Origin of the sequence: Paraburkholderia nodosa, assembly GCF_001718195.1 — a bacterium.
Lineage (GTDB): Bacteria > Pseudomonadota > Gammaproteobacteria > Burkholderiales > Burkholderiaceae > Paraburkholderia > Paraburkholderia nodosa_A.
In genome coordinates this window covers 160,737-183,093 of record NZ_MCNV01000007.1, presented here as the reverse complement: position 1 = coordinate 183,093, position 22,357 = coordinate 160,737, and the positions used below count along the sequence as shown (strand labels likewise).

At 67.2% G+C, this 22,357-nt stretch carries 23 protein-coding genes and 1 pseudogene; 20 read left to right on the top strand and 4 right to left on the bottom strand.

Annotation, left to right across the window (positions count from 1 at the left end; all coding sequences use genetic code 11):
- The first annotated feature begins 33 nt into the window (after positions 1-33).
- The 4 genes from BFD71_RS15020 (at position 34) to rfaE2 (ending at position 4,043) form a co-directional block, all read left to right on the top strand.
- Positions 34-858, top strand: coding sequence for an enoyl-CoA hydratase/isomerase family protein (locus tag BFD71_RS15020; RefSeq protein ID WP_069265113.1), 825 nt, complete (start codon positions 34-36; stop codon positions 856-858).
- A 109-nt stretch (positions 859-967) separates the two neighbouring features.
- Positions 968-1,720: a PhaM family polyhydroxyalkanoate granule multifunctional regulatory protein gene (locus BFD71_RS15015; protein WP_069265111.1), complete on the top strand. Its 753-nt coding sequence runs from the start codon at positions 968-970 to the stop codon at positions 1,718-1,720.
- A 795-nt stretch (positions 1,721-2,515) separates the two neighbouring features.
- A complete protein-coding gene (locus BFD71_RS15010) occupies positions 2,516-3,385 on the top strand; it encodes an acyl-ACP desaturase (RefSeq protein WP_028201777.1) in 870 nt (289 codons plus the stop codon).
- Positions 3,386-3,551: 166 nt separating this feature from the next.
- A complete protein-coding gene (rfaE2, locus tag BFD71_RS15005) occupies positions 3,552-4,043 on the top strand; it encodes a D-glycero-beta-D-manno-heptose 1-phosphate adenylyltransferase (RefSeq protein ID WP_069265110.1) in 492 nt (163 codons plus the stop codon).
- Positions 4,044-4,153: 110 nt separating this feature from the next.
- Here rfaE2 and BFD71_RS15000 read toward each other — a convergent pair whose 3' ends face one another.
- The 3 genes from BFD71_RS15000 to BFD71_RS14990 form a co-directional block, all read right to left on the bottom strand.
- Entirely contained in the window at positions 4,154-4,393 is a 240-nt protein-coding gene (locus BFD71_RS15000) for a hypothetical protein (protein ID WP_069265108.1), read from the bottom strand.
- Positions 4,394-4,466: 73 nt separating this feature from the next.
- Complete coding sequence (locus tag BFD71_RS14995) at positions 4,467-5,270, bottom strand: type III pantothenate kinase (RefSeq protein WP_069265107.1); 804 nt, start codon at positions 5,268-5,270, stop codon at positions 4,467-4,469.
- Positions 5,267-6,178, bottom strand: a complete 912-nt coding sequence (locus BFD71_RS14990; RefSeq protein WP_069265105.1) for a biotin--[acetyl-CoA-carboxylase] ligase — start codon at positions 6,176-6,178, stop codon at positions 5,267-5,269. Before BFD71_RS14990 ends, BFD71_RS14995 begins: the two co-directional genes overlap by 4 nt.
- A gap of 328 nt (positions 6,179-6,506) precedes the next feature.
- Here BFD71_RS14990 and BFD71_RS14985 point away from each other — a divergent pair, with 328 nt between their 5' ends.
- The 10 genes from BFD71_RS14985 (at position 6,507) to BFD71_RS14940 (ending at position 15,809) form a co-directional block, all read left to right on the top strand.
- The gene (locus BFD71_RS14985) at positions 6,507-7,640 is read left to right on the top strand and encodes an MlaE family ABC transporter permease (RefSeq protein WP_069265102.1); all 1,134 of its coding nucleotides are present in this window, start codon (positions 6,507-6,509) and stop codon (positions 7,638-7,640) included.
- A gap of 50 nt (positions 7,641-7,690) precedes the next feature.
- Positions 7,691-8,572 (top strand): ABC transporter ATP-binding protein, encoded by an 882-nt coding sequence (locus BFD71_RS14980; RefSeq protein ID WP_069265243.1) that lies wholly within the window; start codon positions 7,691-7,693, stop codon positions 8,570-8,572.
- An 82-nt stretch (positions 8,573-8,654) separates the two neighbouring features.
- Complete coding sequence (locus BFD71_RS14975) at positions 8,655-9,620, top strand: MlaD family protein (RefSeq protein WP_069265099.1); 966 nt, start codon at positions 8,655-8,657, stop codon at positions 9,618-9,620.
- An 86-nt stretch (positions 9,621-9,706) separates the two neighbouring features.
- Positions 9,707-10,381, top strand: coding sequence for an ABC-type transport auxiliary lipoprotein family protein (locus tag BFD71_RS14970; RefSeq protein WP_083245275.1), 675 nt, complete (start codon positions 9,707-9,709; stop codon positions 10,379-10,381).
- A gap of 68 nt (positions 10,382-10,449) precedes the next feature.
- Complete coding sequence (locus BFD71_RS14965) at positions 10,450-11,814, top strand: VanZ family protein (protein ID WP_256094728.1); 1,365 nt, start codon at positions 10,450-10,452, stop codon at positions 11,812-11,814.
- Positions 11,815-11,977: 163 nt separating this feature from the next.
- Positions 11,978-12,304, top strand: coding sequence for a (2Fe-2S) ferredoxin domain-containing protein (locus BFD71_RS14960; RefSeq protein WP_069265095.1), 327 nt, complete (start codon positions 11,978-11,980; stop codon positions 12,302-12,304).
- A gap of 46 nt (positions 12,305-12,350) precedes the next feature.
- A complete protein-coding gene (locus tag BFD71_RS14955; RefSeq protein ID WP_069265093.1) occupies positions 12,351-12,983 on the top strand; it encodes an alpha/beta hydrolase in 633 nt (210 codons plus the stop codon).
- A 269-nt stretch (positions 12,984-13,252) separates the two neighbouring features.
- On the top strand, positions 13,253-14,557 hold the full coding sequence (locus BFD71_RS14950) for a D-alanyl-D-alanine carboxypeptidase family protein (protein WP_069265091.1): 1,305 nt from the start codon (positions 13,253-13,255) through the stop codon (positions 14,555-14,557).
- Positions 14,554-15,519, top strand: a complete 966-nt coding sequence (locus BFD71_RS14945) for a D-amino acid aminotransferase (protein ID WP_069265090.1) — start codon at positions 14,554-14,556, stop codon at positions 15,517-15,519. Before BFD71_RS14950 ends, BFD71_RS14945 begins: the two co-directional genes overlap by 4 nt.
- Positions 15,516-15,809, top strand: coding sequence for a DUF493 family protein (locus BFD71_RS14940; RefSeq protein WP_069265088.1), 294 nt, complete (start codon positions 15,516-15,518; stop codon positions 15,807-15,809). Before BFD71_RS14945 ends, BFD71_RS14940 begins: the two co-directional genes overlap by 4 nt.
- Before the next feature lie 84 nt (positions 15,810-15,893).
- On the opposite strand, the gene BFD71_RS14935 is transcribed toward BFD71_RS14940, so the two are convergent.
- Positions 15,894-16,871 carry a transcriptional regulator GcvA gene (locus BFD71_RS14935; RefSeq protein ID WP_069265086.1) on the bottom strand — a complete coding sequence of 326 codons (978 nt, stop codon included), beginning with the start codon at positions 16,869-16,871 and terminating at the stop codon, positions 15,894-15,896.
- Positions 16,872-16,972: 101 nt separating this feature from the next.
- Here BFD71_RS14935 and BFD71_RS14930 point away from each other — a divergent pair, with 101 nt between their 5' ends.
- The 6 genes and pseudogenes from BFD71_RS14930 to BFD71_RS14905 all read left to right on the top strand — a co-directional run bounded on the left by BFD71_RS14930 (position 16,973) and on the right by BFD71_RS14905 (position 22,351).
- Positions 16,973-17,299, top strand: a complete 327-nt coding sequence (locus tag BFD71_RS14930; RefSeq protein ID WP_069265084.1) for a DUF2917 domain-containing protein — start codon at positions 16,973-16,975, stop codon at positions 17,297-17,299.
- 110 nt (positions 17,300-17,409) lie between these two features.
- Positions 17,410-18,171: pseudogene (lipB, locus tag BFD71_RS14925) on the top strand (lipoyl(octanoyl) transferase LipB); the annotation flags it as partial.
- A 166-nt stretch (positions 18,172-18,337) separates the two neighbouring features.
- Positions 18,338-19,339 (top strand): lipoyl synthase, encoded by a 1,002-nt coding sequence (gene lipA, locus BFD71_RS14920; RefSeq protein WP_069265079.1) that lies wholly within the window; start codon positions 18,338-18,340, stop codon positions 19,337-19,339.
- A gap of 249 nt (positions 19,340-19,588) precedes the next feature.
- A complete protein-coding gene (gene tauA, locus BFD71_RS14915; RefSeq protein WP_069265078.1) occupies positions 19,589-20,641 on the top strand; it encodes a taurine ABC transporter substrate-binding protein in 1,053 nt (350 codons plus the stop codon).
- Positions 20,642-20,657: 16 nt separating this feature from the next.
- Positions 20,658-21,467, top strand: coding sequence for a taurine ABC transporter ATP-binding protein (locus tag BFD71_RS14910; protein WP_069265076.1), 810 nt, complete (start codon positions 20,658-20,660; stop codon positions 21,465-21,467).
- Entirely contained in the window at positions 21,464-22,351 is an 888-nt protein-coding gene (locus tag BFD71_RS14905) for an ABC transporter permease subunit (protein ID WP_083245272.1), read from the top strand. The genes BFD71_RS14910 and BFD71_RS14905 overlap by 4 nt, the downstream gene beginning before the upstream one ends.
- Positions 22,352-22,357 lie beyond the last annotated feature (6 nt).

Below are 22,357 nucleotides of genomic sequence, written 5' to 3'. Positions count from 1 at the left end.
GTAATCAGCAATCCGAAGCAAAGGAGTCCGCCCATGAACGATCCTTTTTACGCCCAATATCATGCTCTGCGCGTGCGGCGGCACGAGCACGGCATCGTCGAGATCGTGATGAGCGGCGAGGGCACGAACAAGAGCGGCCTCGCGACCGCCGACGCCAACATGCACCGCGAACTCGCCGAAATCTGGCGCGACGTGGACCGCGATCCCGACGCGCGCGTCGCCGTGATTCGCGGCGAGGGCAAGGGCTTTTCGGCGGGCGGCGACTTGCAGCTCGTCGAGGACATGGCCACGCATTTCGACGTGCGCGCGCGCGTGTGGCGCGAGGCGCGCGACCTCGTCTACAACGTCATCAACTGCGGCAAGCCGATCGTCTCGGCCATGCACGGTCCGGCGGTGGGCGCGGGGCTCGTCGCGGGACTGCTGGCCGACATTTCCATCGCCACCAAAACGGCGCGCATCATCGATGGCCATACGCGCCTGGGCGTCGCGGCGGGCGACCACGCGGCGATCGTGTGGCCGCTGTTGTGCGGCATGGCGAAGGCGAAGTATTACCTGCTGCTGTGCGAGCCGGTGAGCGGCGAGGAGGCGGAGCGCATCGGCCTCGTCTCGCTCGCCGTGGACGAGAACGACTTGCTGCCGAAAGCGTTCGAAGTGGCGAAGCGCCTCGCCAACGGTTCGCAAACCGCGTTGCGCTGGACCAAGTACGCGCTCAACAACTGGCTGCGCATGGCGGGGCCGAACTTCGACACGTCGCTCGCGCTCGAATTCATGGGCTTCGCGGGACCCGATGTGCGCGAAGGCGTGAAGTCTCTGCGCGAGCGGCGCGCGCCGGAGTTTCCGGGCGGCGATCCATTCTGATTCGCGCTTTCTGCCGACTTCTGGTTTTACGCGCGCTATCATCGAAGAGATCGTTTCGTGCCGCCCACGCGCGCGCATTTGACCACCTATCTATGCGAGGGAGTACCGCATGACCGACTCAGCAGGCACCATGCCGCCGTTCCCGGGTTTTCCGGGCTTTCCGCCCGCCGAAATGCTCGACCAGATGTGGGGGATGATGCGCCTCACGCCGTTCGGCGGCGCGTTTCCGGGCGGCGAACCGGGCGTGGCGCAAGCCTTTGGCCCGCCGCTTTCGATGATGACCGACATGATGACGCCGCTCACCAACATCGAGGAACTCGACAAGCGGATCACCGATCTGCGCGCCGTCGAGCAGTGGCTGAAGCTCAATCTCGGTATGTTGCAGTCCGCCATCCAGGCGCTCGAGGTACAGCGCGCCACGCTCACCACGCTGCGTGCGTTCGGCGCGTTCGCGCAGGCGCAGATGACGCCGACGCACGCCGAATCCGAAGCGCCGAGAGCGGGCGTCGCGCGCGAGCGGGCCACCGAGCCCGAGGCCGCGAACGCAGGCGCTGCGTCCGAAGGTGCGGCAGCCGCGCCGCCGGGCTTCGACGCGGGTTCGTGGTGGAATCTCGTCCAGGCGCAGTTCAACCAACTTGCGCAATTCGCGATGGCGCAGCCCGCCGCCGCGGCGCAGGCCGCGCAAGCGGCGGCGCAAGCGGTGAGCGAGGCGCAGGCGAAGACCGAAGCCGCCACGGCCAAACGCAGCAGCACCGCCAAGCGGAGCAGCAACACCGGCAACGGCAATGGCAATGGCAACAGCGGCGGCGCAGGCCGCAGCGCGCCGCGCGGCGCGAAGAAGGCGCCGGCGCAGCCCGAATAAGGCGCGCCGCGGCGCTCGCCGTCACGGCGCAGCTATTCGTCGGGGCGGCACCTCACGTTCTACCAGGTGCAAGCCGATTGTCGTGGCGGCGTGTGCAACGCACCGCGCGCATCTGCTCGCTTCGGCGGCGATTCCATTCGTGTTCCCGGCCGTGCGTCTCGAACTCGACGGCCGCCACGAATATTTCGGCGACGGCTGAATTGATCGAGCTGGGTGACCACGACGCGCTCGCTCAATGCGACGTTCTTTTGACTTGGCTCAAAGCTCCGACAGACGGCGCGATCATGGATTTCGGGGCGCGGCGGAACTGAAACATCGGCATGCTATTATTGTGTAAGGTTTTTCCGGTCATTTGTGGGAGTTGCGGACGGCGTTGCGACGCTCCGCCGCGCAGGTTCCACGGCCTTGACGGGCGGGATGTCGGCCCATTGGAAAATCAGCCAGCAGGTGTGTCAAAAAGACGTCGACGTGGGGTGCGAGAATGCGGCATTGTGTCGCATAGCCGCGCGGCGATGGCTTGCATGCCTTGCCGGTATCGGTAGTGATCAGCGGTATCAGGCGGCCGGGTTCGAGGAACGGAGCAGCTACCCAGAATCCACGACGGCGCCTTCATTCCGGTTGGCTGGATTGTCGTGGGGCAACGCGTGTTGCGTTCGCCGGTCTGCGATTGCGTCCAGAGGGCCGGATACCGCGTAAAATTAAATGCTTTTTGCCTGCGCGGCCGCGTTGTATGCGGGCACGCGGCACGCTACGAATTCGTCATGCGCGCGTTTTGCGCAGATCAGGGGCGGGACTATGAACACGATGCTTTATCCGGAACTTTACAAATCGCTCGAATCGGTCCGATGGGACATGGAAAAGGACATTCCCTGGGACAAGTTCGATGCGTCGCTCCTTACCGATGAGCAGGCGGCGACCATCAAGATGAACGCGATCACCGAATGGTCGGCGCTGCCGGCCACGGAAATGTTCCTGCGCGACAACCATCACGACAGCGACTTTTCGGCGTTCATGAGCGTGTGGTTCTTCGAGGAGCAAAAGCATTCGCTCGTGCTCATGGAATACCTGCGCCGCTTCAAGCCGGAAATGGTGCCGACCGAAGAAGAGTTGCACGCCGTGCGCTTCGAGTTCGATCCGGCGCCGCCGCTCGAAACGCTCATGCTGCACTTCTGCGGCGAAATCCGCCTGAACCACTGGTATCGCCGTGCCGCCGAATGGCACACGGAGCCGGTCATCAAGGCCATCTACGAAACGATTTCGCGCGACGAAGCGCGCCACGGCGGCGCCTATCTGCGCTACATGAAGAAGGCGCTCAACAATTTCGGCGACGTCGCGCGCGCGGCGTTCGCGAAGATCGGCGTGCTGATGGCTTCGGCGCGCCGCACCGAAAAGCCGCTGCACCCGACGAATCTGCACGTGAACCAGGCGCTGTTCCCGCGCGACACCGTGCAGTCGCGCCTGCCCGACCCGGAATGGCTCGAGCGCTGGCTCGACGAGCAGATCCGTTTCGACGACGGCTGGGAAAAGAAGGTGATCGAGCGCATTCTGCACAACCTCTCGATCCTGTTCGAGCGCACGTTCACCACGGCGCAGGAACTGAACCGCTATCGCAAGGAAGTGGTGCAGCGCCTGCAGGCCGAGCAAGGCACGCAACAGCCGGCCTGACGCGCCGGGACATCTCGCGTGCGTGCTTTCGTGGCGCGCCGCGACCGGGACGGCCCGAAGCGCTTTTCGCGTGACGGGCCGTTTTCATTGGCGCGCGTCTCAATGGCTTGCTCAATGCGGCACGCCCAAATCGATCCGCGCCTATTTTTTATCCGAGCCTCATTCCATGCCCGCTACCTTCGAACGCAAGATCACGACCCGCGAGGCGCTCGCGCAACTGCGCGCCTCGCTGCCCGGCCCTGTGGTGTTCACCAATGGCGTCTTCGACATCCTGCACCGCGGACACGTCACCTATCTCGCCGATGCGAAGGCGCTGGGCGCCACGCTGATCGTCGGCGTGAACAGCGACGCTTCGGTGAAGATGCTCGGCAAGGGCGATGACCGCCCCATCAACAACGAGAACGACCGCATGGCGCTGCTGGCGGCGCTGGAGAGCGTGGACTGGGTCGTGCAGTTCGGTGAGCAAACGCCCGTCGAGCTGATCGGAGCCTTGCGCCCGGACATTCTCGTGAAGGGCGGCGACTACGACATGGACGCGCTGCCCGAGTCGGCGCTGGTGCGCGGCTGGGGCGGTCGGGCGCTCGCGATCGCCTTCGAGCACGACCGCTCCACGACGAAGCTGCTGCAGAAAGTGCGCGCGCAGGAAGGATCGAAGTAAGTCGCGACGTACGTCCGCACGATGTGGCGGACGATGCAAAACCGGCCGGAGGCCGGGCCGCCCAACGCCTGGGCGCGCCCGACTCCGGCCGGTTGCGTTTGAGCTGTCGCTTACTGCGTGAGGGTCGACGCCTGCACCGACGGTTCTGTCACCGGGCCGCCGACGGTCGGCACGTCGGCCGATTCGGACGGCCGGATCGGCTTCACCACGAGCCGCTCGGGGTGGATCTGCCGGTTCAGGTGCTGGGTTTCGCGCGAACCCGACGAGGGCGTCGGGCCGAACACGCCGCCTATGGCCGCAAAGGCCAGGCCGTTGGCGAGAATCAGAATGGCGATCAGCCAGCGCAGCATCGTGTGAAGCTCCTTCGAAAACGTTCGTTCAGTTTCAGGGCCGGATGTAAGCGGCGCGCGGGTGACGCGCGTCTCAGGACTGCGCCGCGATGAGCGCCAGGCCCGACAGCACCAGTGCATCGTGGCGAGTATGCGGCACCTTGAGCGCCGCTGTCACTTCGGCCGCTGCGCCGCCGCTCACCACGAGCCGCACTGGCATTCTCCACGCATCCTGTAGATCCGCCCAGGCGCGCTCGATGAGCGCGGCCTGCGCGAGCGCACAGCCCGCCGAAATCGAGCTTCGCGTGTCGGTGGCGAAAGCGATGCCTGGCTGGGCAGCATTCGCCATGCCGCCGGCGACCACGGGCAGCTGCGCGGTGTGCTCGCCGAGCGAGCGCATCATGAGCGTGAAGCCCGGCGCGATCATGCCGCCCACGAAGGTGCCGTCGGCGCGCAGCGCTTCGAGCGTGGTGGCCGTGCCGAATGTTGCGATCAGGAGCGGCTCGTCCGGATAGGCGGCGTGCGCGCCGATCATGCCGGCCCAGCGGTCGCTGCCGAGCGCGTCGGGCGTGGCATAGCTGTTCGTCACGCCGCACTGCTGCGCGCAGGCCCGCACGACAGTGCGCGGGAGACCGGGCCAGTGCGCCTCGACCAGCGCGCCGAGGCGTTCGCCCACCGCCGCGCCCGCGACGTTCGATATCCACGCGCCGGCGGGCCGGGGCAGCGTCGCCCATTCTTCGCTGCTACCAGCTTCATGAGCGATGGGCGCGGATCGCGCGCCGTCGTCGCGCACATGATTCATCGTTCCCGCGTGCAGGCGCGACCCATCCTGCGCGACGAGCGCCCATTTGATCCGGCTGTTGCCTGCATCGATCAGGAGGAAGGGGCCGCGGCTCATGCGCCGCTGTCCGCGAGCCGCAGCGACACGTCGCCGGCCGTGACGGTCTCGCGCCCGTTCGGCGTATCGAGGAGCAACTGGCCGCGCTCGTCCACGCCGGCCGCGGTGCCGCGCAGCAGTTCCTTGCCCTGCTCGTAGACGGCGACCTCGCGGCCCGCGTACGCGTGGCACGCGTTCCAGCGCGCCTGGAAGGGCGCAAAGCCCGCCGCGCCGAAGCGTTGCAGCGCGGCTTCGAGTGCGTTGAGTTCGGCGGCGAGCGTGTCGGTGAGATTGGCGTTCGGCCACGCGCGCGAAAGCGCCGTGGGCGTCGTGCCGGGCACGACTGCCGCGCTGCCGCCCGCGGCGTTGAGCGCCTCGACGCTGGCGGCGAGCGCATCTTCGCCGCGCACGTTCGTGCCGATGCCGATCACGACCGCTGTGGCATCGGCGGTGGTCCAGGCGGTTTCCACGAGGATGCCCACCAGCTTGTCGCCTTCGAGCAGCACGTCATTGGGCCACTTGAGCGCGATTTGTCCGGGCGCCGTGACGGGCAGCGTGCGCAGGCCGTCCACCAACGCCGAGCCGACGGCGAGGCTCAAACCCGCAAGCCCTTCGATGGGGCGCGGCAGCACGCAGCCGATCGAGAACAGCAGTGCGTCGCCGGGCTGCGCGACCCAGGTGCGGCCGCGCCGGCCCCGGCCGGCCGTCTGCAGATAGGCCACGCGCACGATCGGGCGTGCGAGGGCGTCGCGCTTTTGCGGCAGCGCCTTCAGGCGCGCCATGAGGTCGGCGTTGGTCGAGCCGGTTTCCTCGACGATCTCGATGGGCCAGTCGTGTGCGGCCGGGCCGAACAGCGTGATCGCGCGGTCGCGGTCGATGCGCCAGTCGCCGGCGCTCGGAGTCTCGGGGGTGGGGGGCGTCGCATTCATGTCTCATATTGTAGTGGCTGAGGCGCGGGTAGCAGCCCGCAACGCTGTTTCGACCCGAAATGTGGGCAATTCACATGCCACCCACAGGCAGCCCACAGGTTATCCACGGAATCGTCCACAGGCGCGAAGGTGGCAATCGCCCGTCGATTCCCCGCAATTTGCCCAATCTTTAGGCAATTCACAGGCCGCCCACAGGCAGTCCACAGGTTATCCAGAGAGTTGCCCACAGTTCGCCTCGTGTCTGAAAGTCAACCGTGCGCTTTCGGACCGACGAAACGGGGCGCGTTCGCTACAATGTTTGCTCACCCCGTCCGTCGAGTGCTTACCCTTGAATCAAGACACGCCGCCCGGCCTTGAAGTCTCGGCCGGCACCCACGGAAAGACCGTGCGCCTGTCTGGCCAGTGGACGGCGCTCGCGCTCGCGCGCGACCGCGATCAGGGCGGCGCCGCGCGCCGTCTGCGTGCGCTCGCCGAAGAGCGCGTGGGCGCTTGGGACCTCTCGGGCGTCGAGCGCATGGATCACGTCGGCGGCCAGGCGCTCTGGCGCGTCTGGGGCCACAAGCTGCCGGCCGACCTCGTCGACCTCACGCAAACGCAGCGCGATATCTTCGAGCGCATCGCCCTGCTCGACTCCGTGCGCGAGCCGGCGGAGCGCATCGTGCGCATCGATCCGGTCACGCAGCTCGGCCTCGCGATCTTCTCGTTCTTCGACCACCTGTACGGCGGCATCGCCATGTTCGGGCGCGTGATCCTCGATCTGCTGCTCGTGGTGCGCAAGCCCAAGGTCACGCCATGGATCGAGATTTCGGCAAACATCTACAACGCCGGTGCGCGCGCGCTGCCGATTACGGCGCTCGTCGCGTTTCTGATCGGCATCGTGCTGTCGTACCTCTCGGCGCAGCAATTGCGCCTGTTCGGCGCGAACCAGTTCATCGTCAATATCCTCGGCCTTGCGGTGATCCGCGAACTCGGGCCCGTGCTCTCGGCGATTCTCGTGGCGGGGCGCTCGGGCTCTGCCATCACGGCACAGATCGGCGTGATGCGCGTGACCGAAGAACTCGACGCCATGCGCGTGATGGGCATCTCGCACGGCCTGCGTCTGATCCTGCCTCGGGTGATCGCGCTCGGCATCGCAATGCCGCTGCTCGTGATCTGGACCGACATCATTGCGTTGCTAGGCGGCGCGATCGCGGCGAAGATCGTGCTGGGCATCGACATTTCGTGGTTCATGCGCTCGATGCCCAGCGTCGTGCCGATCGCCAATCTCTGGATCGGCCTCGGCAAAGGAGTGGCGTTCGGCATGCTGGTGGCGATCGTGGGCTGTCACTTCGGCTTTCGCATCAAGGCGAATTCGCAGAGCCTGGGCGAGGGCACGACCACGTCGGTCGTCACGTCGATCACGATCGTGATCCTCGCCGACGCCGTGTTCGCGATCCTGTTCCAGAACGTGGGGCTTTCATGAGCACGACTGGCACGACGGTTACGACGATCGAGACGAAAACGACCGGCACGATCACCACGCCGCTCAAGGAGGTCGCGCAGGATCTGCCGCTGCCGACCATCGGCGAGCCGGTGATCGAGGTCCACAACCTCTCGAAGCGCTATGGGCGCAACGTCGTCCATCAGCATCTGAACCTGGAAATTCGCCGTGGCGAGATCGTCACGCTGGTAGGCGGCTCGGGCTCGGGCAAGACCACGCTCGTGCGCCAGATCCTCGGGCTCGAGAAGCCGACCTCGGGCACCATCAAGATGTTCGGCGAGAACATTTCGACCATCGACGCCGAGCGTGCGCGCCTCATGCGCACGCGCACCGGCATGCTGTTCCAGCAGGGCGCGCTGTTCTCGTCGCTCACGGTGTTCGACAACATCGCGCAGCCCGTGCGCGAACTCGGCAAGGTGCCGGCCGGCCTGCTGCGCGACATCGTGATGCTCAAGCTCGAAATGGTCGGGCTGCCGTGCAAGCACGCGTCAAAAATGCCGGCCGCGCTCTCGGGCGGCATGATCAAGCGCGTGGGCCTCGCGCGCGCGATCGTGCTGGAGCCGGAGCTGCTCTTTCTCGACGAACCCACGGCCGGGCTCGACCCGCGCTCCTCCGACGAAGTGGTGGAGCTCATCAGCACGCTCCACCGGGCGTTGGGGCTCACGGTGGTGCTCGTCACGCACGACCTCGACGCCATGGTCGCGCTCTCCACGCGCGTGGCCGTGCTCGCCGAGCGCAGGGTGCTCGTGGCGGCGCCCGTGGAAGAGGCGGCGAGCGTCGATCATCCATTCATCCGCGAGTACTTTCTGGGCATGCGCGGTCGCCGCGCGCTCCAGGCGCTGCCGCCCGAGCGGCGCGCAAAGCTGCCGCCGGCGGCGCTCGCTCCCGCAGCCGTGGGGTACAAGCCGTGGTAGGGCCCGCGCGCGCCGCTATCCGGCTCGATCGGCCTGACCGGCTCAACCGGCGCGCCGCGGCCGCCAAAGAAGGAATCTGACGATGGAAAACAAACCGCATGCGTTCTGGGCGGGCATGTTCACGATAGGGCTGCTCATCGTGATCGCGCTTGTCGTCGTCTTCTTCAGCGCCGATCGGGCCGTGCGCGTGCCGTACGACCTCATTTCGCGCTCGAGCGTGACGGGCCTTTATCCGGACGCGGCGGTGCGGTTTCGCGGGATCGACGTGGGCAAGGTGCAGTCGATCAAGTTCGATACCCAGCATCCGGGCCAGATCCGCATTCGCATTCTCGTCGACCAGAAGGCGCCGATGACGCGCTCCACCTTCGGCTCGCTCGCGCTGCAGGGCGTGACGGGCATCGCGTTCGTGCAGCTCGACGACAACGGCGTGGACCTCTCGCCGTTGCATTCTTCGCCAGCGCGCGTGGCCGAGCTGCCGCTGCGCCCGGGCTTGCTCGACCAGCTCCAGCGCCGCGGCGACGCGCTCCTGCGCAAGCTCGACAACATCGCCGGTGACATCGACGAAATGCTCTCCGAGGACAACCGCAAGCAGGTGATGCAGGCCGTGAACAGCCTGCAGCAGGCCGCGAGCAGCGTGAACGTGCTCGCCGAGCAGCTCCAGCCCGCCACGAAGCAGCTACCGGGCGCGGTGACGCAGCTGCAGCACACGCTGCAGTCGACCAACACGCTGATCACGAGCATGAACCGCCCGGACGGCCCGTTCCAGACCAACCTCAACAAGGCCGGCACGGCGGCGGCCCAGGCCGGCGCGGCGCTCACCTCGATCGACACCTCGATCCAGGACCTGTCGGCGCGCGTGGGCTACGACACGCTGCCGCGCGTCGACTCGCTCACCGACGATGTGCGCTCGGCCATGCGCGCCGTGGACCGCGCGGCGGGCACCTTCAGCACGAGCCCGCGCAGCGTGCTGTTCGGCGGCGCGCCGCAGCCGGCGCCCGGGCCCGGCGAGGCGGGCTTTGCGTGGCCGGCTACTGCGGGGACGAGGTAGGCCGCGCCGCTGCCTGACGGTCCTACGCGACACCATTCGATGCACTTCGCGCGGCGCATGCGCCGCGCGCCAAAGAAGGAAACGCAATGTCACGCACATCACGCCTGCCACCATCGATGCAACGCGCTGCAGCGGCCGGCTCAGCCTGGCTGGCGGCGCTCGCGCTCGGTGCGCTCCTCGCCGCCTGTGCGAGCAATCCGGCGATCAACGAGGCTCGCTACGACCTCGGCCTGCAGTCGTCGCAGGAAGCGCCTGGCGCCCAGGCCGCCCCGGCGGCGCCCGGCGCGCCGGGTGCCAGGCCGCTCTTGAAGGTGCTGGCCGTGAGCGCGCCGCCGCCGCTCGATAACGACGGCATCCTCTACCGGATGAATTTCGACTCGCAGCGCACGGCGCGCTACGCGAACAGCCGCTGGACGATGTCGCCCGCGCGGCTGCTCACGGAACGTCTGCGCACGTCGCTCGGCGCGCACGCTACGGTGCTCGCGGGCGGTGACGCCGTGCAGGCGCCGATGCTCAAGGTCGAGCTGTACGAGTTCGAGCAGGTGTTCGAGAGCCCGACGCAAAGCGCGGGCGTGCTGGCTGCGCGCGCAACGCTCATGCAGGGCGGCAGGGTGCTGGCGCAGCGCTCGTTCGCCACGCGCGCGCCGGCGCCCACGCCCGACGCCGCGGGCGGCGTGCGTGCGCTGCAGGCGGCCAGTGACGATTTCGCCAATCAAGTGGGCGCGTGGCTGAGCACGCAGTCGTTCGCGGGCACGCCTTGAGGGATATAGAGAGGCGTCGCGCGATTGCGATGTGCGGCGTGACATCGGGGGCAAGGGCGGGATAGCGGATGATCGAAGCGGGACGGCTCCGGCTGCGCGCCCCGCACGGCGGGCGGCGCGGGATGGACGGCGACGAGGGTGGTCAAAGCGGTGGCCAAAGCAACGGCCAGGGCGCTGGCGACGAACGCGGTGCGATCGCCAGCGGCGACACGCCCGCGTCGTCAGCGTCAGCGCCAGCGCCATCGCCTGCCGCCGCACGCGAGCCGCTGCCGCGCCAGGCCTCGACGCTCTCGCGCCAGGCACTCGCGCTCTACACCGCGCTGATCGTCTACGGCTCGTGGTATCCGTTCACTGGCTGGCGCTCGCTCGGCCTCAGTCCCTTCGCCTATCTGGGCGATCCGTGGCCACGCTACTGGACGGTGTTCGACATCGTCACCAACGTGCTCGGCTACATGCCGTTCGGCGCGCTCGTCGTGCTCGCCGCGTGGCCCCGCTGGCGCGGTTGGCTCGCCGTGTTGCTCGCCGCCATTGCGGGCACGCTGCTCTCGGGCGTCATGGAGGCCGTGCAGACCTGGCTGCCCACGCGCGTGGCGTCCAATCTCGATCTCGCCTCGAACGCGCTCGGCGCATTGCTCGGCGCGCTCGTGGCGGCGCCCGCCACCGGCGCGCTGCTTGAGCGCGGCTTCCTGCGCCGCCTGCGCTTTCGCTGGTTCGAGCGCGACGCGGCCGTGCTGATGGTGCTCGCGGGGCTTTGGCCGTTCGCGACGATGTATCCCACGCCGCGCCTCTTCGGCTTGGGCGAGTGGGCGCGTGCGCTCTGGCAGCGCCTCGACGTCTCGATGCAGGACGCTGTGCTCGCCTGGACGCCTGCCGCCTGGCATCTGCGCTCGCTGCCCGACATGCTCGCCGCGCGCCTGCCCGATAGCGGCTGGGAAGCGATCGTTACGACGCTGAACCTGTTCGGCGCGGCGGCGTTCGCGACGCTCCCCATGCGCTCGCGGGCGCCGCGCGCGCGGCTCGTCATTGCGCTGATTGCGGTGACACTCGTCGTCAAGGTAGGCGCGACCTTTCTGCAGTCGCAAAGCGGCCTGATTTTCGACTGGGCGACGCCGGGGGCGCTCGCGGGCCTCGTGTGGGGCACGCTGCTCGCGTTTCTCGCCTTGCGTCTGCCGCGCGTCGTGCGCGCCGCGGCGGCGACGCTCGCACTCGCGGCGGCCCTCGTGTTCGTGAATGTGCTGCCCGTGAATCCGTATTTCGACGTCGTGCTCGCGGACTGGCGCCAGGGCCGCTACCTGCACTTCAACGGCCTCGCGCGCTGGCTCGCGTGGACGTGGCCCTGGGCCGCGCTCGCATGGACGGCGTTCTCGCTCGAACGCGCGTGGCTCGTGCGGCGAGCGCGCCGGGCCGCGAAGCGCGCTCGCCACGACCGGTGAGGGCGCGCGGCGCTCGCAAGAGCGTTCACGCCGCGCTCGCTATAATCGACCGGATCGCCGCGCAGCCACGCTCGCGCGCCACGCAATGTATTGCCGCCAAGGCGGGCCACACGCTTTCAGCAAGCCCGCGCTCACTGCGCGACACTCACCGGTGCCCCACGCCATGACCGATTCGTTCTACAAGTACCACGTCTTTTTCTGCCTGAACCAGCGCGACCCCGGCGCGGACCGCCCGAGCTGCGCGAATTGCAACGCACAGGCCATGCAGGAGTACGCGAAGAAGCGCGTGAAGCAGCTGGGCCTCGCCGGTCCCGGCCAGGTGCGCATCAACAAGGCGGGCTGTCTCGATCGCTGCGAGGAGGGCCCGGCCGTCGTCGTGTATCCGGAAGGCACGTGGTACACGTATATCGACGAGAGCGACATCGACGAAATCGTCGTCTCGCATCTGCAGAACGGCCAGGTGGTCGAGCGCCTGAAAATCGATCGCTGATTGCTCCAATGCACGGCCAAACAGTACCCGTAAGGACTGCCGCACGATGAACGCCCAGACACAAAAATTTCAGATCGACGGTCCCGTCGGCAAGATCGAGTGCGCGCTCGACGTGCCCGACGCCGGCACGACGCCGCGCGGCATTGCACTCGTCGCGCATCCGCATCCGCTCTTTGGCGGCACGATGGACAACAAGGTTGCGCAAACGCTCGCGCGCACGCTCGTGCAACTCGGCTACACGACCTATCGCTCGAACTTTCGCGGCGTGGGCGAAACGGCGGGCACGCACGACAACGGCATCGGCGAACAGGACGATCTGCTCGCACTCATCGCCTACATGCGCGCGCAACCGGGCCACGCCGACGTGCCGCTCGTGCTCGCGGGCTTTTCGTTCGGCACCTTCGTGCTCTCGCACGTCGCGAAGCGCTACCTCGAAGCGGGCGGTGCGATCGAGCGCATGGTGTTCGTCGGCACGGCTGCGAGCCGCTGGGAAGTCGCGCCCGTGCGCGACGACACGCTGGTGATCCACGGCGAGCTCGACGACACCGTGCCGATTCTCTCGGTGTATGAATGGGCGCGTCCGCAGGAATTGCCGGTCGTCGTGATTCCGGGGGCAGAACATTTCCTGCACCGCAAGCTGCATATCCTCAAGCGCATCATCGTCGAAGCGTGGCGCTGAAGCGTCGGCCCCACAGTTTCGGGGCCCGATGCTAGCCCTTCGTCACCTCGCGTATGTCGGCAGAAATGCGTGAAAAATGCACGACAGGTACGCGCAAACGTGTGACTTAGCGAAAATTCGCCACGACGTGACGCGTATAATGTTCGCCAATTTTGTGCTTGCTGCGCCGCGACCGGCGCATGCACGGCACCCGCATTCCGGCTTTCACCGACCGTGCGCCGCATGGCGCGCTACGTTCATCCCGTCCCAATTCAGCCCGACCTGAACCTATGCGTTTTCTCTCCTCCGGCCAACCGTCTTCTTTCGTTCCTTCCTCCGTCGTCCGCAATGTCACGCTCGCAACGCTGCTGCCCGCCACACTTCTCGTGAGCGCGAGCGCGTTTGCCCGCACGCCCGCACCCGCCGGCGCGAAAGTGCAGGCACAGCCGCAGGCGCAGGTGTCTGCCGGCGCGGCCGCAGACCAGGTGCTTGGCGGCCTGCCGCCGCCCGGCGTGAACGCGCGCTCGTGGGTGCTCGTCGACGCCACCGCGAACCAGGTGCTCGCCTCCGGCAACGCCGATGAGCGCGTCGAGCCCGCATCGCTCACGAAGCTCATGACCGCGTACCTCGTGTTCGAGGCGCTGCAGAGCAAGAAGATCTCGATGGACCAGATCATCGAGCCGAGCGAAGCCGTGCGCCGCGTGAAGAACGACGAGTCGCGCATGTTCATCGAAGCCAACAAGCCGGTCTCGGTGCATGACCTCGTGTACGGCATGATCGTGCAGTCGGGCAACGACGCGGCCATCGCGCTCGCCGAACTCGTGGGCGGCAGCGAGGCGAACTTCACCAACATGATGAATGCCGAGGCGCAAAAGCTCGGCATGACGCACACGCATTTCGCCGACGTGAACGGCATGCCCGACCCGAATCACTACACGACGGCCGGCGACCTCGCCAGGCTCTCCGCGCGCCTGATCCGCGACTATCCCGAGTACTACGAAATCTTCTCGGTCAAGGAATTCAAGTACAACAACATCAAGCAGCCGAACCGCAATCGCCTGCTGTGGATCGACCCGACCGTCGACGGTCTGAAGACCGGCCACACCGAAGCTGCGGGTTACTGCCTGATCGCATCGGCCAAGCGTCCGATCGCGGGCGGCGCCTCCCGCCGTCTCGTTTCGGTGATGATGGGCGAGCCGAAGGAACACGACCGCGTGCAGGACAGCCTGAAAATGCTGAACTACGGCTATAGCGCATACGACACCACGCGCATCTATCAGGCGAACCAGGCCGTGGCGACGCCGCGCATCTACAAGGGCACGCTCGACGCCGTGAAGGTCGGCGTGCAGAAGGATCAGTTCGTCACGCTGCCCAAGGGCGCCGCCGAGAAGGCCAAGCCGCAGGTCGAACTCAGCAGCCCGCTGATCGCGCCGCTCGCCGTTGGCCAGCAGGTCGGTTCGGCGAAGTTCGTGGGTGCGGACGGCAAGGTGCTGGCGCAGGTTCCGCTCGTCGCGCTCGAAGCCGTGCCGCAGGCCGGTGTCGTCGGCCGCGTGTGGGATTCGCTCATGCTCATGGTCAACAAGAAGAAGTCATGACGTCCGCTTCAGCGACGCAGGCGGCCGAGCCGCTCGTCTGGCTCAACGGCGAGATCACGCCGCTTTCCGAAGCACGCATTCCCGTGCTCGATCGCGGCTTCATCTTCGGCGACGGCATTTACGAAGTCGTGCCCGTCTATGCGCTCGCCGATGATGAAGGCACGGTGCGCGTGCCGTTTCGCATCGCGCAGCATCTCGCGCGGCTCAAGCGCTCGCTCGAGAAGGTCGGCATCGCGAATCCGTTCGACGAAGCAGGCTGGCGCGCGCTCCTCGCGCGTCTCGTCGAGGCGAACGAAGCGGCGGGTGCGCTCGCGCGCGATGCCCACGCCAACTTCTACGTGCAGGTGACGCGCGGCGTGGCGCCGCGCGGCCACGCCTTCCCGGCGGCGGCCACACCCACCGTGTTCGCGATGGTCAATCCGCTCAAGCTGCCGGGCGTTGCACAGCGCGAACAAGGCGTGCGCTGTGTGACGGCTGAAGACAAGCGCTGGCTCAATTGCGACATCAAGTCGACCTCGCTGCTCGGCAACGTGCTGATGGCGCAGCACGCGGCGGAAAACGACGCGTTCGAAACGATCCAGCTGCGCGACGGCTGGCTCACCGAAGCGTCCTCGTCGAACGTGTGGGTCGTGAAGGGCGGCGCGCTCTTTGCGCCGCCGCGCAGCAACCGCATTCTCGAAGGCATTCGCTACGGCCTGGTCGAGGAGCTGGCCGGGGAGTGCGGCGTGCGCTTCGAAGCGCGAGAGATCGCCGAAGCCGAACTGCGCGAGGCGGACGAGATTCTCGTGACCTCGGCAACGAAGGAAGTGCTGGCGGTCGTCGCGCTCGACGGCAAGCCGGTAGGCGGCGGCAAGCCGGGGCCGGTCTATGCGGCGCTTCACGCGGCGTACCAGCGCGCGAAGCAACGCGAGGCGCAGGCATTGCGTGCAGCAGTTGCCGAGCTACAGGAAGTGGAGAAATGAACGTGACACAACAGGCAACCCCCCCCGCTGCGAAAGAATCGCTGATCGAATTCCCCTGCGACTTCCCGATCAAGGTGATGGGCAAGACGCATCCGGAATTCCAGGACACCATCGTGACGGTGCTGCGCGAATTCGACGCCGGCTTCGACGCCACGACCATCGAGACGCGTCCGTCGAGCGGCGGCAACTACACGGGCCTCACCGTGACGGTGCGCGCCACGAGCCAGGCGCATCTCGACGACATCTATCGCGCCCTCACCGGGCATCCGATGGTGAAGATCGTGCTGTAAGCGAGCAGAAGGCGTTCGAACGAAAAGGGCCGCAATGTGCGGCCCTTTTTGCATCGTGCGCCGCTTCTGGCGTCCAGGTGGACGTCAGGGCATGTCGCCGATGCGCGCGCGCTGCGCCGCGGCGGCGGCCGTCATCAGCGGACCGGCTTCGCAAGCGTCCTCGTAAAGCCGTCGAAAGCGCGCGACCTCGTCGAACACCCAGTCGCGGAACGCCTGCACGCGCTCGGTCTGCATGCGTTGCGGCGGGCAGATGAAGTAGTAGCGCCACGGGCTCGGTCCGTCGATGTCCTTGAAAAGGCGCACGAGGCGCCCGCGTGTGATCTCGTGCATGGCGAGCGAGCGGCGCACGAGCGCGATGCCCTGGCCGTCCATCGCCGCCTGCAAAAGGTTCGACGAATCCTGGTAAAGCACGCCGCGCTTCGGCTCGGGCAGGTCCTGGAGGCCAGCGGCGTCGAACCACGGCCGCCACAGTTCGTCGTCCGAGCGCAGTAGCGGCAGCTTCGCGAGTTCGTGTGGATCGGTGGGCAGATTGCCGCCGTTGAATTCGGGCGAGCAGGCGGGAAAGAAGATTTCGTCGAGCAGCAGTTCGGCGTGCAGCCCCGGATAGTGCCCGTAGCCGAAGCGGATGGCGACATCGACGTCGTCGCGCGCGAAGTCGGTGAGCGAATTCGTCGATTGCAACTCGACGTCCCACTGCGGATGCGCCTCGATGAAGCGGCCGATGCGCGGCGTGACCCAGCGCGCCGCGAACGACGACAGCATCGAAACGACGAGCCGCCGGTCGCGGTCGCCGGCGCGGATTTCCTGGGTGGCGTGCGCGAGCTGGCTGAGCGCGTCGCGCACCTGGCCGGCGTAGCGGCGGCCGGTGTCGGTCACGCGCACGCGTTTGCCGTCGCGGGCGAAGAGCGCCACGCCCAGTTCCGCTTCGAGCGCGCGAATCTGGTGGCTCACGGCGCCGTGCGTGACGAAGAGTTCGTCGGCGGCGCGCGAGAAGCTTTCGTGGCGGGCGGCGGCTTCGAAGGCCTTGAGCGCATTCAGCGCGGGTAGCTGGCGCAGATCCATATCGTATTTTTTCTCACATAGGCGTGAAAATTGATCGTTTTGCTCGACCCCTTATGGTGTCTACGATTGTAGCTATCGAAGCAGGTCATTCGGAGTGGAAAATGAGAGAAATTTCTTCGGATATCACGTTTGAGGTGGCGGCCGGCCAAACGGCTTCAGTGCGCGTCGCACGCAGCACGCGGCTGAGCGTGAAGTGCGGCACCGTCTGGGTCACGCGCAGCGACGACACGGCCGACTACTGGCTCGAACCCGGCCACACGATGCGGCTGCGGCGCGGCGAGCGCCTGTGGATCGGCGCGGAAGGCGGCGCGCCCGCGTGGGTGGGGTTCGCCGCGCCGGCGCGCCTGAGTGAGCGCGTGGTCGACCTGGCCGCGCGCGCCGCACAGCGCGCAGGCGTTCACATCGGCGACGGCTGGCGCACGGTTTGACCTGACGGCTCGTCACTCGAAAGCGGCGACGATGGGAAAGCCACCCATCGCCGCCGTTGTCCGCAGCATGCCCGGCGCGCTCGCCCCGAATTCGGTAAACTCCCGAAATCATGTGCGCCACCCCGGTTTCACCCTCGCAAATTCATTCCGACCCCGGCGCGGCCGCGGTCGCGTCTCGAACGGCAAGTTCGTCCATCGTCGTGCGCTGGCGCGGCAACGAGGCTTATCAAGCAAGCTTTGACGCCATGCGCGAGTTCACGGCCGCCCGTGACGCCAATACGCCCGATGAAATCTGGCTCGTCGAGCATCCGCCCGTGTTCACGCTCGGCCAGGCCGGTAAGCCTGAGCATCTGCTGGTGGCGAACAGCGGCATCCCGCTCGTACAGATCGATCGCGGCGGGCAGATCACGTATCACGGGCCGGGCCAGGTGGTGGCCTACCTGCTGCTCGACCTGCGGCGCCGCAAGCTGATGGTGCGCGAGCTCGTCACGCTCATCGAGGACGCCGTGATCGAAACACTGGCGGCGTATAATCTCGCGGGCGAGCGCAAGGCCGGCGCGCCCGGCATTTACGTGCCAGAAGGCGCCAGCGGCGCGAGCGCCGCGCACCCGGGCGCGAAAGTCGCCGCCCTCGGCCTGAAGATCCGCAACGGCTGCAGCTATCACGGCGTGAGCCTGAACGTGTCGATGGATCTGAACCCATTTCTGGCGATCAATCCGTGTGGATACGCCGGTCTCGAAACCGTCGATATGGCCACGCTTGGCGTCCGGGCGGACTGGCGCGAAGTCGCCGCCACGCTGGCGGCGCGGCTCGAGGCGAATCTCGCGGCGCACGCAGCAACACTTCTCGCGGTAGCCGAAGCGGCTGCCACAGACCCTTCAGCCGAAGCGGCCGGAACGCACCCGGTCGCAGAGGCGGCTGAAAAGGAAGCGGCCGCTTACGCGGCCGCGATGGACCCGGCCGAAGCGGCCGTATCAGGCGGGCAACCGCCGCAACCGCAGGCTGGCGTTGCACCGGCGGCCTGACTGGATCGAAAGCATGACTGACGTAACCGCGAACCCCGCCGCAAACCCCGCTGGCACGAGCGCCGACGCCGTTGCCTACGACGCCACCGCAAAACAGAAGGCGCAGGCCAAGACCTCGCGCATTCCGATCAAGGTCATTCCCATCGAGAAGCTGAAGAAGCCCGAGTGGATCCGCGTGAAGGCGGCCACGGGCAACTCGCGCTTCTACGAAATCAAGAACATCCTGCGGGAGCACAACCTGCACACGGTGTGCGAGGAAGCGAGCTGCCCGAACATCGGCGAATGCTTCGGCAAGGGCACCGCGACCTTCATGATCATGGGCGACAAGTGCACGCGCCGCTGCCCGTTCTGCGATGTGGGCCACGGCCGCCCCGATCCGCTCGATCCGGATGAGCCGGCGAACCTCGCGCGCACGATCGGCGCGCTCAAGCTCAAGTACGTCGTGATCACGAGTGTGGACCGCGACGACCTCCGTGACGGCGGCGCCGGCCACTTCGTGGAGTGCATCCGTCAGGTGCGCGAGCAATCGCCCGAAACGCGTATCGAGATTCTCACGCCGGACTTCCGCGGCCGTCTGGATCGCGCGCTGCAGATCCTCAATGCCGCGCCGCCCGATGTGATGAACCACAATCTCGAAACGGTGCCGCGCCTCTACAAGGAAGCGCGCCCGGGTTCGGATTACGCGCACTCGCTCAAGCTGCTCAAGGACTTCAAGGCGCTGCATCCCGAAGTCGCGACGAAGTCGGGCCTGATGGTGGGCCTCGGCGAAACCGAAGAAGAAATTCTTCAGGTGATGCGCGACCTGCGCGCGCACGATGTCGACATGCTGACGATCGGCCAGTACCTGCAGCCTTCGGAGCACCATCTGCCAGTGCGTTCGTATGTGCATCCCGACACCTTCAAGATGTACGGGGAAGAGGCGTCCAAGATGGGCTTCACGCACGCGGCCGTTGGCGCGATGGTGCGTTCGAGCTATCACGCCGATCTGCAGGCGCATGGGGCAGGGGTGGTTTAAACAATTCCGCCCTTCTCGCAAGCACGCAATCGAAAAGCCCGCTGAAAAGCGGGCTTTTTGCTTTTTTGCGTCGCGCCGCGCTCGAACAGCGCGATGCATGCATCGATTCCCGCACCATCCACCTCAACGCGAAAAGCAATGCTCCAGCAGCGTCATTAGCTAACGCGGATAAGTTAGAACCGGCCGCCGCCAGACTCCCTATAGTCGGAACCTTCATTCACTCGAACGTCGTTTCGCCGGAGTCTCCCGATGAACCCTCGCGCTATCCCTGCATTCGCACGCCGCCCGCACATCGCCGCCGTCGCATTCGCCGCCGCCTGCCTCGCTAGCGCGTTCGGCGCGCCGCGCGCGCACGCCGAAACGCGCGAGGTCGTGATCGCGTATCAGGACATGGTGGTGCCGTGGCGCTACGCGCAGGCAACCGGCGAAGTCGAGAAGGAAACGGGCTACAAGGTCACCTACCGCAAGCTCGCGAGCGGCGCCGATGTGATCCGCGCGCTCGCCTCGGGCTCGGTGCAGCTCGGCGAAGCCGGTTCGAGCCCGATTGCGGCGGGCCTCTCGCAGGGCGTGGATCTCTCGCTCTTCTGGATTCTCGACAACATCAACGACGCCGAAGCGCTCGTCGCGCGCGACGGTTCGGGCGTGACGAGCATCGCGGGTCTGAAGGGCAAGACGATCGGCGTGCCGTATGTCTCGACCTCGCACTTTCACGCGCTCGTCGCGCTGCAGAACGCGGGCGTGAATCCCGCCGACGTGAAGATCGTCAACCTGCGTCCGCCCGAGGTCGCGGCCGCCTGGCAGCGCGGCAACATCGACGCGACCTACATCTGGGACCCCGTGCTCGCGCAGGTGAAGAAGAACGGCAAAGTGCTGGTGACTTCGGGCCAGGTGGCGAAGGCCACGGGCAAGGCGACCTTCGACGGCTTCGTGGTCGATCGCAAGTTCGCGAAGGACAACGGCGATTTCGTCGCCAGGTTCGTGAAGGTGCTGGCCGCCGCCGACGCCGATTACGGCGCGCATCGCACGGCATGGAACGCGGCTTCGCCGCAGGTGCTGGCGGTGGCGAAAGAGTCGGGTGCGAATGCCGCCGAAGTGCCCGCGAGCCTCGCGCTCTACGCGTTCCCCACGCCCGCCGAGCAGGCCTCGAAGACCTGGCTGGGCGGTGGCGCGCAGTCGGGGGCGGCGCAGTCGCTGCTCGCCACGGCGGCCTTCCTCAAGGAGCAAGGCACGATCCAGAACGTGCTGCCCGACTATTCGGTAGGCGTCGATCCGCAGTACGTGCAGCGCGCCGCTGCGCATTGAACGCAAGGAGCAACCCATGAGCGCGCTCGAGATCCGCGATCTCACCGTCATCTACGAAGGCGCTCGACGTGACGCTGCGCCGAACGTCGCGCTCGCGAACGTGAACCTCGACGTGGCGAGCGGCGAGTTCGTCGTGGCGCTCGGCGCTTCGGGCTGTGGCAAGACCACGTTGCTCAACTGCATCGCGGGCTTCATCGAGCCGGCGCTTGGCGAGGTGCGCGTGAACGGCGCGCGCGTGGAGGGGCCGGGCGCCGAGCGCGGCGTGGTGTTCCAGAAGCACGCGCTCCTGCCGTGGCTCGACGTGCTGGATAACGTCGCGCTCGGCTTGCGCTTTCGGCGCGTGCCGAAGGCGCAGCGCGAGCGCATCGCGCGCGAGCAGCTTGCGCTCGTGGGCCTGGAAGCCCAGGCGCGCGAACGCGTGTATGCGCTCTCGGGCGGCATGCAGCAGCGCGTGGGCATTGCGCGCGCGCTCGCGAGCGATCCGCAGATCCTGCTGATGGACGAGCCGATGGGCGCCCTCGACGCCATGACGCGCGAGCAGGTCCAGACGCTCGTGCTCGACGTCTGGGCGCGCACGCAGAAGACGGTGTTCTTCATCACGCACAGCGTGGAGGAGGCGCTCTTTCTGGCGACGCGCATCGTCGTCATGACGCCGGGCCCGGGCCGCATCGAGCGCGAGTACGAGGTGCCGTTCGCGCGCCAGTATCTCGCCACGCGTGACGCGCGCGCCGTGAAGTCGTCGCCGGAGTTCATCGCGTGGCGCGAGCGGCTGGTGGAATTGCTGCATGCAGACGCGGGCGCTCACGTACACGAGGAGCCGGTATGAGCGTGTCGCACGAATCGTTGAGAGAAGTCGCGCTTAAAGCGGCCCGCGCGCTGCCCCGCACTGACGAGGCGCACGCGGCGCAAGCGGCGCGCTCCAAAGTCTGGCGCATGCCCGGCGAAGGCCCTACGGCGGCGCTGAGCGCGGCGTCGGTGGCGGCGCTCGCGCTGCTCTGGTGGCTCGCGACGCACCTGCACTGGCTGCCGCCGCTTTTCCTGCCGACGCCGGAAGCCGTCTGGCAAGCCTTCACGGACGCGCTGCACGGCCGCATCCAGGGGGGCCTGCCGCTCTCCGAGCATCTGTTCTGGAGCGCGCTGCGCGTGTTCGGTGCGTTCTTGCTGGCGGTGGTGACGGCCGTGCCCGTCGGCATTCTGATGGGCGTCTCGCGCATCGCGCGCGGCCTGCTCGATCCGCCGCTCGAGTTCTACCGGCCGCTGCCGCCGCTTGCCTACCTGCCGCTCGTGGTGATCTGGTTCGGCATCGACGAAACGGCCAAGATCGTCGTGATCTGGCTCGCCTGTTTCGCGCCCATCGCCATGGCCGCGCGCGCCGGCGCGAAGAGCGCGAGCGTCGAGCAGATCCGCGCGGCGGCGTCGCTGGGCGGCAGCCTCGCGCAGATCGTGCGCTTCGTCGTGCTGCCCGCCGCGCTGCCGGAGATCCTCACGGGCCTGCGCATCGCCATCGGCTTCGGCTGGACTACGCTCGTGGCCGCCGAGATGGTCGCCGCGACGGCGGGCCTCGGCCAGATGGTGCTCAACGCGTCGAGCTTCCTGCGCACCGACGTCGTGGTGATGGGCATCGTGCTGATCGGGCTCATTGCCTGGGGCTTTGACCTCGCCATGCGCGCGCTCGAACGGCGCCTCGTGCCGTGGAAGGGACGCGGCTAGGGCGGC

Bases quoted from the DNA above. Each gene is read 5' to 3' on its own strand.
- BFD71_RS14990 (WP_069265105.1), bottom strand. From the start codon at position 6,178: ATGAATGCGACGCCCCCCACCCCCGAGACTCCGAGCGCCGGCGACTGG.
- BFD71_RS15015 (WP_069265111.1), top strand. From the start codon at position 968: ATGACCGACTCAGCAGGCACCATGCCGCCGTTCCCGGGTTTTCCGGGC.
- BFD71_RS14955 (WP_069265093.1), top strand. From the start codon at position 12,351: ATGAACGCCCAGACACAAAAATTTCAGATCGACGGTCCCGTCGGCAAG.
- BFD71_RS14995 (WP_069265107.1), bottom strand. From the start codon at position 5,270: ATGAGCCGCGGCCCCTTCCTCCTGATCGATGCAGGCAACAGCCGGATC.
- rfaE2 (WP_069265110.1), top strand. From the start codon at position 3,552: ATGCCCGCTACCTTCGAACGCAAGATCACGACCCGCGAGGCGCTCGCG.
- BFD71_RS14965 (WP_256094728.1), top strand. From the start codon at position 10,450: ATGATCGAAGCGGGACGGCTCCGGCTGCGCGCCCCGCACGGCGGGCGG.
- BFD71_RS15000 (WP_069265108.1), bottom strand. From the start codon at position 4,393: ATGCTGCGCTGGCTGATCGCCATTCTGATTCTCGCCAACGGCCTGGCC.
- BFD71_RS14960 (WP_069265095.1), top strand. From the start codon at position 11,978: ATGACCGATTCGTTCTACAAGTACCACGTCTTTTTCTGCCTGAACCAG.
- BFD71_RS15010 (WP_028201777.1), top strand. From the start codon at position 2,516: ATGAACACGATGCTTTATCCGGAACTTTACAAATCGCTCGAATCGGTC.
- BFD71_RS14950 (WP_069265091.1), top strand. From the start codon at position 13,253: ATGCGTTTTCTCTCCTCCGGCCAACCGTCTTCTTTCGTTCCTTCCTCC.
- BFD71_RS14935 (WP_069265086.1), bottom strand. From the start codon at position 16,871: ATGGATCTGCGCCAGCTACCCGCGCTGAATGCGCTCAAGGCCTTCGAA.
- BFD71_RS14930 (WP_069265084.1), top strand. From the start codon at position 16,973: ATGAGAGAAATTTCTTCGGATATCACGTTTGAGGTGGCGGCCGGCCAA.
- tauA (WP_069265078.1), top strand. From the start codon at position 19,589: ATGAACCCTCGCGCTATCCCTGCATTCGCACGCCGCCCGCACATCGCC.
- BFD71_RS14945 (WP_069265090.1), top strand. From the start codon at position 14,554: ATGACGTCCGCTTCAGCGACGCAGGCGGCCGAGCCGCTCGTCTGGCTC.
- lipA (WP_069265079.1), top strand. From the start codon at position 18,338: ATGACTGACGTAACCGCGAACCCCGCCGCAAACCCCGCTGGCACGAGC.
- BFD71_RS14910 (WP_069265076.1), top strand. From the start codon at position 20,658: ATGAGCGCGCTCGAGATCCGCGATCTCACCGTCATCTACGAAGGCGCT.
- BFD71_RS14905 (WP_083245272.1), top strand. From the start codon at position 21,464: ATGAGCGTGTCGCACGAATCGTTGAGAGAAGTCGCGCTTAAAGCGGCC.
- BFD71_RS15020 (WP_069265113.1), top strand. From the start codon at position 34: ATGAACGATCCTTTTTACGCCCAATATCATGCTCTGCGCGTGCGGCGG.
- BFD71_RS14970 (WP_083245275.1), top strand. From the start codon at position 9,707: ATGTCACGCACATCACGCCTGCCACCATCGATGCAACGCGCTGCAGCG.
- BFD71_RS14940 (WP_069265088.1), top strand. From the start codon at position 15,516: ATGAACGTGACACAACAGGCAACCCCCCCCGCTGCGAAAGAATCGCTG.
- BFD71_RS14975 (WP_069265099.1), top strand. From the start codon at position 8,655: ATGGAAAACAAACCGCATGCGTTCTGGGCGGGCATGTTCACGATAGGG.